We start from the raw sequence: 11970 nt of genomic DNA on the forward strand, positions 1-11970 counted from the left end.
AACGGGCCGTGCCGCCAGCGCTCGGAGGTGCGCCACTCGACGGCGGCGGCCCGCCGCACGTACCAGTCGACATAGGTGTCCACAAGCATCATTTCTCGCGGAATCAGTGCAGGTAGCGCATGGCGGTTCACCTCCTCCGCCTCGTCCGCGTTCATGCCGGACGCTTCGCGCCGTGGAAAGACCTCGGACCGCCCGGCGCCGCACAAATCTAGGACCGTGCTTTCGGGGGTGTCAAAGAAGGTTTCTGAACACCGCGACCGCACCGCGGGCATTGTTTTACTGTGAAGAATTCCCGCTCGCGCAGCGGTGGTTCAGAGGGTGACGGGCAGGGCCGTCAGGTGCCAGCTGCCGGGGTTGGGCAGGCGCGGTACGTCCTGCGGGGGCACGGCGAGGGCGAGGCCGGGGTGGCGGCGCAGCAGGGCGGTGAGGGCGACCTCGGCCTCCAGCAGGGCCAGGGAGCCGCCGATGCAGTAGTGCGGGCCGTAGCCGAAGCCGTAGTGGACGGCCGTTCCGGCGGGGCGGGTGACGTCGAGGCGGTCGGGGTCGGCGAAGGCCCTGGGGTCGCGGTTGGCGCTGGCGATGACGGCGACGACGGAGTCGCCCTTGGCCACCGGCACGCCGCACAGGTCGGCGTCCTCGCGGGCGTAGCGGATGGCGGTGAGCAGCAGCGGGGGGCGCCAGCGCATGAGTTCCTCGACGGCGCGCGGCATCAGACCGGGATCGGCGCGTACAGCGGCGAGCTGGTCGGGGTGGGAGAGCAGGCCGACGACGGAGTTGGCGATGAAGTTGGCGAGGTTGTCCTGGCCGGCGAGGACGGTGTGCCAGACCATGGTGATCATCTCGGTGTCGGTGATCCGGTCGGGGTCCTCGGCCTGGGCGCGCAGCAGGTCGGAGACGAGGTCGTCGCCGGGTTCCTTGCGGCGCAGGGCGATGACGGCGCGGGCGCCGTCGACGACGGCGCGCAGGGCGGCGTCGTAGCGGGCTCCGCCGGCGCCGATCTCGGCGATGTGCTCGCGCCAGCGGGGGCGTTCGTCCTCGGGGATGCCGACGACGGCGCCGACGACGGCGGTGGGCAGCGGGCGGGCGTAGTGCTGCAGCAGGTCGACGGTGCCGTTCTCGGCGTGGCCGGGCAGGTCGTCCAGGAGGCGGTCGGTGATGCGCTCGATCAGGGCTCTGCGCTCGGCGGCGCGGCGGGTGCCGAAGGCGGGCAGGGCCAGCCGGCGCAGCCGGGTGTGCTCGGGGCCGTCCATGTGGGACATGGTCAGCATGTAGGGCCGGATGTCGTCGGGTATGCGCTGGTTCCAGCTGTCGGCGGTCATGGCGAACCGGGGGTCGTTCAGGAGCGCCTTGGCGTCGTGGTGGCGGGTGACCGCCCAGATGCCGCCGAAGCCGGGTGCCACGAGCCGCACCACCGGGGATTCCTCCCGGGCTTTTGCGTAGGCGGCGACGGGATCGCGCAGCACCTCGGCGTCGGTCATGGAGATCTCCGGGATTCCGCTCCCGGCTGGTGCGCTGTGGAGCACGGCATTCCCCCATCGATGTCCGGCCCGTGGGCCGGTGCCTCTCGGTCGGGTGGTGCGGATTTCCGTTCGCCGACGAGGCTATCCGGCCCGGGAATGGGCGGCAATGTTCGGGGGAATGCCGTACGACCGCTGCGCGGGCTTTTCAGCTCTTGCGGTAGCGCAGGAGGCTGAGGGGCACGAAGACCAGGAGCAGGACGGTGCAGGAAATCAGCGCGGGGCCGAGTTCGCCGGGGTGGTCGCCGTTCATCAGCTGGCGTGCGGCGGTGACGACGAATCCGACGGGATTGATGTCCACGAATGCCTTGAGCCAGCCGGGCATGGTGCCGGGGCTGACGAAGATGTTGCTGGCGAAGGTGAGCAGGGACAGGAGCAGCATGCCGAGGGCGGAGACGCCCTGGGGGGTGCGCAGGGCCAGGCCCAGCAGGGTCCAGATCCACGAGACGCAGAAGCCGAAGAGCACCACGAGCAGGATGCCGGCCACGACGCCCGTGAATCCGCCGTGCGGCCGGAAGCCGAGGGCGAGTCCGACGGCCACCACGACCACGGAGGAGATGAGGTAGCGCACGACGTCGCCGAGGAGGGCGCCGGTGAGCGGGGAGGGCCGCCAGATCGGCAGGGACTTGAAGCGGTCGAAGATGCCCTGTTGCAGGTCGGTGGTCAGGGCGACGCCGGTCTGGGTGGAGATGAACAGCACGCCCTGGACGAGCACGCCGGGCAGCAGGAACTGCAGGTAGTCCCCGGTGCTGCCGCCGAGTGCCCCGCCGAAGAGGTAGGTGAAGATCAGGGTGAACATCACCGGCGTGACGGTGGCGTTGAACATCTGCCCCGGCGACCGCTTGATCTTGGTCATGGCGCGCCAGCCCAGGGTGAGCGTGGAGGACAGCGCTCCGGGGCGGGCGGGGCGGACGTCCTCGCCCAGGACCTGCTCGAGTGTGTGCCGCGCGGGTGCGGGGTGAGCGGCCGTCGTCATCGGGGCTCCCTGTGTGCTGTGCCGTGCTTGCCGTTGCGGGGGGTGCCCGGCTGCTGCGGGACTTCGGTCGTCGCGGGGCGCCCGGTCAGGGCGAGGAAGACCTCGTCGAGGCTGGGGCGGTCCATGGAGAAGTCCTCGACGTCGATGGACTGGGTCAGCACGCCGAGGGCACGGGCGACGGTGTGGGCATCGGCGCCGCGGGCGGAGATCTGGGTGGGGCCGCCGGGGTGGGCGGGCACGCCGAGGGCGGAGGTGAGGATGCGGGTGGCGTCCTCCAGGTCCTGCGGGTCGCGCAGTTCGACGCGCAGGGAGCCGTTGCCGGCGGACTTCTTCAGCTCCTCGGGGGCGCCTTCGGCGACCAGCTTACCGTGGTCGATGACGGCGACGCGGTCGGCCAGGTGGTCGGCCTCCTCCAGGTACTGGGTGGTGAGCAGGACGGTGGTGCCGCGCCGGACGACGGCGCGGATGATCTCCCACACCTGGTTGCGGCTGCGCGGGTCCAGTCCGGTGGTGGGCTCGTCGAGGAACATCAGCTCGGGGCGCACGACCAGGCCGGCGGCCACGTCGAGCCGACGGCGCATGCCGCCGGAGTAGGTGCGGGCGGGGCGGTCGGCGGACTCGGCGAGGTCGAAGGCCTCCAGCAGGTCGCGGGCGCGGGCCCGGGCGGCCTGGGCGGAGTGGCCCAGCAGCCGGGCGAGCAGGACGAGGTTCTCCTCGCCGGTGAGTTCGTTGTCGACGCTGGCGAACTGCCCGGTCAGGCTCACCCGGCGGCGCACGTCGTCGGCCTCGCGCACGACGTCGTGCCCGAAGACGCGGGCGGAGCCGGCGTCGGGGGCCAGCAGGGTGGCCAGGATCCGCAGCGTGGTGGTCTTGCCCGCGCCGTTGGGTCCCAGCACCCCGTAGACGGCGCCGGCGGGGACGGACAGGTCGAGTCCGTCGACGGCGCGGGTCTTTCCGAAGGACTTGACCAGCCCGCTGGTCTCCACTGCAAGGTCAGTACGCACGGTCACCCTCGGGTTCGGCTGTCGTCACGGCTTTCGTCCTTGCGGCTGTCGTCCTTGCGCCCCAGGGAGCGGCCGCAGCGCTGCTGGGCGGCCTGGGCCGAGCGCAGGCCCAGGCCGAAGGCGATCTCGGCCCAGGTCATGCCCGCTTCCCGGGCGAGGAACATCAGCCCCGCCTCCAGGGCGTCCAGCTCGGCGCGGGCGCGCGGCAGCAGGGTCAGGGCGGCCAGCAGGTCGGTGGTGTCCACCGCCGGTGTACGGCCGGGCCCGGCCGTACCGCCCGCCAGGGCACTGACCAGGGCGACCGCTTCCTGCGCGGTCGGGCCGGGGCCCGCTTGGGGGTCCTGGCCGCCCTCGCAGGGGCCGCCGAAGCGCTCCCGGATGCGGGCCAGTGCCAGGTGTTCGCGCCGGGCCCGGGTCTGGTCCGGATCCTCCGGCCGGAACGGGGTGTTCGTCGATTCGCGGTTGTCCACGTCCGGCATCGTGGCGCTGCCAACATCGCGTTGTCAACGGGACGTTGAAAACGCGGAATTGAAGATACCGTTTCGAGTGACGCCTCCTCGCACGATCACGCGAGGGGCGTGCACAGGACCGGAAGCCGGGACAGGAAGCGGAAGTTGACGTTCTCGATCCATACCGGCTCCTCGGTCAGGCACAGGTCCGCAGTGCGCGCCAGCAGCCGGGCGACGGCGATCTCGGTCTCGGCGAGCGCCAGGGCCGCGCCCAGGCAGTAGTGGATGCCGTGGCCGAAGGACAGGTGGTCGCTCGCCCTGCGTGTCACGTCCAGCCGCTCGGGGTCGGTGTACCGGCGCGGGTCGCGGTTGCCCGCCCCCAGCACCAGCGCCACCGAGTCGCCCGCCGCGATGCGGTGGCCGGCCAGCTCGATGTCGGCCAGGGCGACCCGGCTGGTGAACTGCACCGAGCTGTCGTACCGCAGGAACTCGTGCGCGGCGTTCGCGGCCAGTTCGGGCTTGTCCCGCAGGAGGTGCAGCTGATCGGGGTGGCGCAGCAGCGCCAGGACGGCGTTGCCGATCAGGTGGGTGGTGGTGGCCTGCCCGGCGTCGATGAGCAGCAGGAAGTTGGCGAAGACCTCGTCGTCGGTGTACTGCCCGCCCCGGAGCTGGTCGGTGATCAGGCGGCTGAACAGGTCCGCGCCGCTGCCCTCGCGCCGGGCCCGGGCCCCCTCGTCGAAGAGTTCGCGCAGGGCCCGGATGCGCGGGACCTGCCGGGCGGACTGGGTGTAGAACTCCAGCAGCAGGCCCTGCCAGTTCTCCAGCAGCGGCATGCCGTGCCCGGGCACGCCGGCCAGCCGTGCGACGACCTCCCGGGTCAGCGGCTCGGAGTAGTCGTGGATCACGTCCAGGGTGCCGCCGGTGAGCGCGCGGTCGAGCAGCGCGTCGGCCCTTTCCTCGATCAGCGGCCGCATGTCGTGGATGAAGCGGGGGGTCAGTCCGGGTTTGATCAGTCGGCGCAGCCGGGTGTGCTCGGGCGGCTCGTTGAAGAGCATCATGCGCGAGAGCACGTCCTTGAGCACCGACATCTCCGACTTCGCCGAGGCCGGCAGCTGCTCGTGGAACGCCTCGATGCGGGCGCCGGTGAGCCGTTCGTCCCGGGAGAGGCGGGTGATCTCCTCGTGCCCCAGCACCAGCCAGCTGCGCATCCACCGGTCCCAGTGGACGGGGCCCTGCTCGAGCAGCGTCCGGTACAGCGGGTAGGGGTCGGTGCCCCACTCGGGGCCGAACAGGCTCAGCAGGCTCAGCGTGCGCGCCCGGCCGGGCACGTCATGTGCCCGGCCGGTCGGCGGCCTCGGCCGCGGCGGCGTCCATCGCGTCGACGAGGCTCTTGGGCCGCATGTCGGTCCAGTTCTTGTTGGCGTATTCCAGGCAGTCCGCCCGGCTCGCCTCGCCGAACACCACGCGCCAGCCGCCGGGAACCTCCAGCGAATTCGGCCACAGGGAATGCTGGAGTTCGTCGTTGATCAGCACCACGTAGGACGCGTTCTCGTCCTCGAACGGATTGGCCATCGTCCCTCCCCATTGTCGGTTCCGGCGGCGTGCCGCACGTACGGGATGGTCACAGCCGACATTGTCACGGCCGCGGTACGGCGGCAAGGCGTTCAATCACCAGGCGCAGAACGGCGTCCGCCTGTGCGGCGAGATAGAAATGCCCGCCGGGAAACACGTGCACGCCGCCGAACGCCGCCGTGGTGTGCGTCCGCCACCGCGCGGCGTCGTCGGGACCGGTGGTGGGGTCCTCGCGGCCGACCAGCGCCGTGAGGGGGACGCCGGTGGCCGCGCCGGGCGCGCAGGCGTACGCGGCCAGGGCCCGGTAGTCGTCCCGCAGCGCGGGCAGGTTCATCCGCAGGGCCTCGTCGTCCGGGAGCATCCCCGCGTCCGTGCCGCCCAGGCGTCGTACTTCCGCGACGATCTGCTCGTCGCTCCATGTCCCGCGGCGTGCCTCGGCGCGCGGGTGGGCGGGGGCCCGGCTGCCGGAGGCGAACAGGTGCAGCACGCCGCCCGGGTGGCGGCGCTCCAGCAGGCGCGCGGTCTCGAAGGCGACGAGCGCCCCCATGCTGTGCCCGAGGAAGGCGGTGGGGGCCGGCGGCAGCGCCGCCACGGCCTCGGCGGCGCCCCGCGCCAGGCCGTGCAGGTCGTGCTCGGCCGCCTCGGAGCGGCGCCACTGCCGGCCCGGGTACTGCACGGCCACCACGTCCAGTTCCGGTGGTGCCGCAGCGGAGAGCGGGAAGACGGAACCGGCCGAGCCGCCAGCGTGCGGAAAACACACCAGGCGCAGGGGGCATGCAGCCGGTTCGCTGCGGAAGGACATCAACCAGCGGCGGTTTCCCCTCATTTTCCCCTCATTCTTCCGTCCCTTTCTCCCAGCCGGGGCATTCACGGCCGAGATGGTCCGCGAGCTCCCGGGGGCTGGGATAGTCGAATATCAGGGTCGGGGGCAGCGGGACGGAGGTGGCGGCCGAGATCCTGTTGCGCAATTCGATGGCGCCGAGGGAATCGAGCCCCATTTGCGGGAAGAGCGCGTCGGGGGCCACGGCCTGCGGCCCGTCGTGCCCCAGTACGGCCGCCGCCTCCGCCCGCACCAGCTCCAGCAGCGGCGGCCGGGCCGGCTGCCGGGCCGCGTCGCTCCCGGGGTCGAAAGGCGGCGGGACGGTGGCGTCCGCTCGCGTGAGCCGCGCCGCCACGACCGTGGGGGCGCCCGCCCGTACGGCCTCGTCGAACAGCGCGAGCCCCTCCTCGGCCGACAGGGCCCCGATGCCCTGCCGTGCGAGCCGCTGCCGGTCGAGAGCGCTCAGCCGTCCGGTCAGGGTGCTCGGCGGCTCCCACAGGCCCCAGGCGATGGACAACCCCGGCAGCCCGCCCGCGTGCCGGCGCTCGGCCAGGCCGTCGAGGACGGCGTTGGCCGCCGCGTAGTTGGCCTGTCCGGCGGAGCCGGTCGTCCCGGCCACCGAGGAGAACAGGACGAAGGCGGACAGGCCGGCGTCCCGGGTCAGCTCGTCCAGGTGCACGGCGGCGTCCGCCTTGGGGCGCAGCACCTCGTCCACCCAGGCCTGCGTCATGGTGGCCACCGCAGCGTCGTGCGTCACGCCCGCCGCGTGCACCACGGCCCCCGGCGCGAGGCCCCGGCGGCCGAGGTCGGCGAGGAGTTCGGCGAGGGCCTGCCGGTCCCCGGCGTCGCAGGCGGCGACGGTGACGTCGGCGCCCAGAGCCTGCAGTTCATCCGTCAGTTCGGCGCAGCCGGGGGTCTCGGCGCCCCGGCGGCCGGTCAGGATCAGCCGCCCGACGCCGTGCGCCCGTACCAGGTGCCGGGCCACGAGCCCGCCCAGGGTGCCCAGGCCGCCGGTGACCAGCACGGGCCGGTCCGTCTCCCAGGTGCGCAGGGCCAGGACGACCTTGCCGGTGTGACGCGCCTCGGCGACGTACCGGAACGCCTCCGGGGCGCGGGTCGCGTGCCGCACGTCCACCGGGAGGGGCGCAAGCGCCCCGCGCCCGAGGAGGCGGGTGATCGTGGCGAGCATGCCGCCGAGGTGCCCGGGGCCCGCGTCCCTGATGTCGAACCGCGTGTAGCGGGCGCCCCGGTGCTCGCGGGCGACGGCAGCGGGGTCGCGGACGTCGGTCTTGCCCATCTCCAGGAAGCGCCCCCCGTCGGCCAGCAGGCGCAAGGAGGCGTCGGTCAGTTCCCCGGCGAGGGAGTTGAGGACCACGTCGACGCCCCTGCCCCCGGTGGCGCGGCGGAAGGCCGCGGCGAAGGCGGCGTCGCGCGAGGAGGCGATGTGGTCGTCCGGGATCCCCATCGCGCGCAGGGTCGCGTGCTTGCCGGGGCTCGCCGTCACGAAGACCTCCGCGCCCAGGTGCCGGGCCAGCCCGACTGCCGCCATGCCCACCGCCCCGGTGGCCGTGTGCACGAGCACCGTCTCGCCGGCCCTCAGCCCGGCCAGTTCCACCAGGCCGTAGTACGCGGTCAGGTACGCCACCGGCACCGCGGCGGCCTGCGGGAACGACCAGCCGCGCGGCATGCGGGCCACCAGGCGGTGGTCGGTGACGGAGACCGGACCCGCGGCCGCGAACAACCCGGCCACCCGGTCCCCCACCGCGAGTCCGGACACGCCCGGCCCGACCTCGGTGACCACGCCGGCGCCCTCGGCGCTCTGCTCGACCGCGGACGCCCGGACCCCGTCCCGGGGGCCGATCACGCCCAAGGTCAGCAGCACGTCGCGGAAGTTGACGCCCGCGGCGTGCAGCGCGACCCGTATCTCGCCGGTGCGCAGGGGCGCCGCGGCCTGCGGCCAGGGCACCAGCGCCACGTTCTCCGGGGTGCCCCGGCCCACGTGGTCCAGGCGCCAGGGCCCGGCCGGGGGCCGCAGGCCCGCGCCGGTACCCACGGCCGTACGGGCGGGGACGTACGCCCGGCCGTCGCGCAGGGCGAGTTGGGGTGCACCCGTGCCGAGGGCGGCGGGGAGGAGGGCGAGGGAGGGCGGCGTACCGTCCTGGTCGAGCAGCGCGAACCGGCCGGGCTCCTCCGCCTGTGCGGCCCGCAGCAGGCCCCAGACGGCCCGGCCGGCCAGGTCCGCCGGTGCCTCGCCGTCCGCCACGCCCACGGCGCCGACGGTGACCACGGCCATCCGGCACCCGGCCAGGGACGGCTCGGCCGGCACCTGCTGGAGCAGGGCCAGGACGCGCCGCACGGTACGGCGGATCGCTTCGGCACCGCCGTCCGGCGTCGTGCACGGCACGACGACCACGTCGGGCGACCCACCGCCGGCGGCGAGGGCCCGGACGAGCTCCGCCGGGTCCGCGTACCGCGCAGCACCGGGCAGGAGCGGGGACGCGCCGGACGGCGGGGCGAGTACGGCGACGCGGACGGGCTCCTGCACCGCGGGCAGCGGGTACGGCGTCCAGGCCGGGCGCCACAGCTCCGGGAGCCCGGGGGGCGTGCGCAGGGTCAGGGAGGCCACGCTCATCACCGGCGCGCCCTTGTCGTCCGCCAGTTCCAGCCCGACCCGGTCGGTGCCGAGCGGGAGGATGCGTACGCGCAGGGCCGTGGCGCCCGTGCCGTGCACGCTCACCCCGCTCCACAGGAACGGGATGCGGGCCTTGTCGTCCGGTGCGGTGGTTGCGGCGGTGCGGTGTTCGACAGCGTGCAGGGCGGCGTCGAGGAGGGCGGGGTGCAGGACGAAGCGTCCCGCCGGGCCCGCGGTGGCGGGCAGTTCGACCTCCGCGTGGAGGGCGCCGTCCGCTTCCGTGCGCCACAGTGCCTTCAGGCCCCGGAACGCCGGCCCGTACGCCAGCCCGCGCGCGGCGAGTGCGGCGTAGGCGTCGGCGGGGTCCAGGGGCAGGGGCTTCGCGCCGTCGGGCGGCCAGGCGGCGAGGCCGGCCGGTGGCGCGTCGGCCGCGGGCCGCTCGGCCAGTGCGCCGCCGGCGTTGCGTGTCCATGCGACGGCAGGGCTGCGCGGCGCGTCGCCGGGGGGCGGGGCCGGGCGGGAGTGCAGGGCGAAGGGGCGCCGGCCGGCCGCGTCCGGCGCCTTGAGGACCAGGCGCAGCTCGACCTCGGTGCCGTCCGCCAGGGGCAGGGCCTCCTCCAGGACCAGCTCGTCCACCCGGTCGTACCCGGCCTCGCGCCCGCCCCTGCAGACCAGTTCGGCGAGCACGGCACCCGGCACCAGTGTCCGGCCCCCGACCACGTGCTCGGTCAGCCAGGGGTGGTCGCGGGGCGAGAGCCGCCCGGACCACACCACGCTCCCGCCCTCGGGGTCCTCCAGCCCGGCGCCGAGGAACGGATGGCCGCCGGCGGCTGCCGCGGGGGTCGCCGGACCCGGGTCGAGCCAGTACCGGCGGTGCTCGAAGGGGTACGTGGGCAGGGGCGTCGTACGGCCGGTGCCCCACGCACCCGCGACGGTGGTCCAGTCGACGGCGAGGCCGCGGGCGTACCCGGCGGCCAGGCCCTCGACGAGTGCCACCGCCTCGTCGCGGGCGCCGCGCTGGAGCGCGACGACGTTGCGGCGGGGCAGGCCGGGCCGCTCGGCGTCCTCGGGCCCCGCGTCCGCTTCCGCCAGGACGGCCGACGCGAGCGACGCCAGGGTGCTGCCGGGGCCGATCTCCACGAAGTGGACGGCACCGGCGGCCCGCGCGGCGCGCACCCCCTCGGCGAAGAGGACCGGGCGGCGGATGTGCTCCACCCAGTACTGGGAGGTGGCCAGTTCGCCGGGGTCGGCCGGGCCGCCGGTCACGTTGGACAGCACGGTCAGCAGCGGCGGACGGTAGGCGATCTTTTCCGCGACGTCCCGGAAGGGCTCCAGCACCGGTTCCATCAACGGGGAGTGGAAGGCGTGGCTCACCGTGAGCGGAACGGCCTTGTGGCCGCAGGAGGCCAGCTCGGCGGTGATGTCCGCGACCGTGCCGGCCTCGCCGGAGACGACGACGGCGGTGCTCGCGTTGACGGCCGCGATGCCGGCCCGGTCCTCGCGGCCGGCCAGCAGAGGCTCAACCTCCGCCAGCGGCGCCCGTACGGAGACCATGGTCCCGCCGGCGGGCAGCGCCTGCATCAACCGGCCGCGCGCGGCCACCAGTGCCGCGGCGTCCTCCAGCGAGAACACTCCGGCGACATGGGCCGCGACCAGCTCGCCGACGGAGTGGCCCAGCACCAGGTCCGGCACCACGCCCCAGGACCGCACCAGGCGGTACAGCGCCAGCTCGGCGGCGAAGAGCGCGGGCTGGGCGTACTCGGTGCGGTCGAGCAGCAGCGCCTCCGCGGTGGCGGGATGCGCGTGCACGACGGAGCGCAGAGGTCGCTCCAGATGCGCGTCGAGGGCGGCGCACGCCTCGTCGAAGGCGTCGGTGTAGGCGGGGAAGGCGTCATACAACTGCCGGCCCATGCCGACGCGTTGGGTGCCCTGACCGGCGAACATGAACAGCCGCCTGCCGGTGGGGGCCTTGTCGTCGCCGTCGGCCGGATCGCCGACGGCTAGTTGGTTGAGTCCGGCCAGCAGCGCCTCCCGATCGCCGGCGGGGAACGCGGCACGGTACGGGAAGCCCGAGTCGCGGACCGCCAGGGTGTGGGTGACGTCGGCGGGGTCGGGTGGGGTGGGCGTGGTGGTGAGGTGGTCGTGGAGGCTGCGGGCGAGGGTCTTCAGGGCGGTGGGGGTCTTGGCCGAGAGGACCAGAGGGAGCGGGGTGCCGGTGCGCGGAGATGGGGTGGGCTCGGGGGGTTCTTCGAGGATGACGTGGGCGTTGGTGCCGGAGATCCCGAAGGAGGAGACGCCCGCGCGCCGGGGCCGGCCGGGCTCGACGGTCCACGGTCGCGCCTCGGTCAGGAGGGCAACCCCTGCGCCGTCCCAGTCGACTTCGGGCGTGGGCTCGGTGACATGGAGCGTGCGCGGCATCAGACCGTGCTGCATCGCCAGGACGGTCTTGATGACGCCGCCGACGCCGGAGGCGGCCTGTGCGTGGCCCATGTTGGACTTCAATGAGCCGAGCCACAGCGGCTTGCCGGGCCGGCGATGCTTGCCGTAGGCCTCGATCAGGGCACGCGCTTCGATCGGGTCGCCAAGGCGGGTGCCGGTGCCGTGGCCTTCCACGAGGTCGATGTCCGAGGGGCGTAATCCGGCGTTGGCAAGGGCGGTGCCGATGACGCGTTGTTGGGCGAGGCCGTTGGGAGCGGTCAGGCCGTTGCTCGCACCGTCCTGGTTCACCGCACTGCCACGGATGACGGCTAGGACCGGATGCCCCAGGCGTCGGGCGCGTGAGAGCCGCTCCACGACCAGCGCACCCACACCCTCGGCCCACCCGGTGCCCGATGCATCAGCGGAGAAGGAACGGCACCTGCCGTCAGGCGACAAACCCTGCTGCCGCGAGAACTCCACAAAAGCACCCGGCGTCGACATCACCGTCGCACCACACGCCAACGCCAACGCACACTCCCCCGACACCACCGACCGCACAGCCCAATGCAACGCCACCAACGA

At 73.9% G+C, this 11970-nt stretch carries 8 protein-coding genes and 1 pseudogene; all 9 read right to left on the minus strand.

The features are described 5' to 3' along the window. Positions 1-311 precede the first annotated feature (311 nt). A complete protein-coding gene (locus AB0K17_RS30335) occupies positions 312-1478 on the minus strand; it encodes a cytochrome P450 (RefSeq protein WP_365984962.1) in 1167 nt (388 codons plus the stop codon). A 187-nt stretch (positions 1479-1665) separates the two neighbouring features. Next, the gene (locus AB0K17_RS30340) at positions 1666-2493 is read right to left on the minus strand and encodes an ABC transporter permease (protein ID WP_365970189.1); all 828 of its coding nucleotides are present in this window, start codon (positions 2491-2493) and stop codon (positions 1666-1668) included. Further along, positions 2490-3503: an ATP-binding cassette domain-containing protein gene (locus tag AB0K17_RS30345; protein ID WP_365970190.1), complete on the minus strand. Its 1014-nt coding sequence runs from the start codon at positions 3501-3503 to the stop codon at positions 2490-2492. Before AB0K17_RS30345 ends, AB0K17_RS30340 begins: the two co-directional genes overlap by 4 nt. Continuing rightward, on the minus strand, positions 3500-3967 hold the full coding sequence (locus AB0K17_RS30350) for a DNA-binding protein (protein WP_365984963.1): 468 nt from the start codon (positions 3965-3967) through the stop codon (positions 3500-3502). The genes AB0K17_RS30345 and AB0K17_RS30350 overlap by 4 nt, the downstream gene beginning before the upstream one ends. Positions 3968-4062: 95 nt before the next feature. Then, positions 4063-5274 carry a cytochrome P450 gene (locus AB0K17_RS30355; RefSeq protein WP_365984964.1) on the minus strand — a complete coding sequence of 404 codons (1212 nt, stop codon included), beginning with the start codon at positions 5272-5274 and terminating at the stop codon, positions 4063-4065. A 1-nt stretch (position 5275) separates the two neighbouring features. Then, positions 5276-5518, minus strand: a complete 243-nt coding sequence (locus tag AB0K17_RS30360) for an MbtH family protein (protein WP_365984965.1) — start codon at positions 5516-5518, stop codon at positions 5276-5278. A gap of 64 nt (positions 5519-5582) precedes the next feature. Further along, positions 5583-6344 (minus strand): thioesterase domain-containing protein, encoded by a 762-nt coding sequence (locus tag AB0K17_RS30365; RefSeq protein WP_365970194.1) that lies wholly within the window; start codon positions 6342-6344, stop codon positions 5583-5585. Between the two features lie 7 nt (positions 6345-6351). After that, positions 6352-11697: a type I polyketide synthase gene (locus AB0K17_RS30370; protein WP_365984966.1), complete on the minus strand. Its 5346-nt coding sequence runs from the start codon at positions 11695-11697 to the stop codon at positions 6352-6354. A gap of 105 nt (positions 11698-11802) precedes the next feature. After that, positions 11803-11964: pseudogene (locus AB0K17_RS30375) on the minus strand (beta-ketoacyl synthase N-terminal-like domain-containing protein); the annotation flags it as partial. Positions 11965-11970: the final 6 nt, after the last annotated feature.

Origin of the sequence: Streptomyces sp. NPDC049585, from assembly GCF_040675615.1 — a bacterium.
GTDB classification, from domain to species: domain Bacteria; phylum Actinomycetota; class Actinomycetes; order Streptomycetales; family Streptomycetaceae; genus Streptomyces; species Streptomyces luteosporeus.

Bases quoted from the DNA above. Each gene is read 5' to 3' on its own strand.
- AB0K17_RS30335 (WP_365984962.1), bottom strand. From the start codon at position 1,478: ATGACCGACGCCGAGGTGCTGCGCGATCCCGTCGCCGCCTACGCAAAA.
- AB0K17_RS30340 (WP_365970189.1), bottom strand. From the start codon at position 2,493: ATGACGACGGCCGCTCACCCCGCACCCGCGCGGCACACACTCGAGCAG.
- AB0K17_RS30360 (WP_365984965.1), bottom strand. From the start codon at position 5,518: ATGGCCAATCCGTTCGAGGACGAGAACGCGTCCTACGTGGTGCTGATC.
- AB0K17_RS30365 (WP_365970194.1), bottom strand. From the start codon at position 6,344: ATGAGGGGAAACCGCCGCTGGTTGATGTCCTTCCGCAGCGAACCGGCT.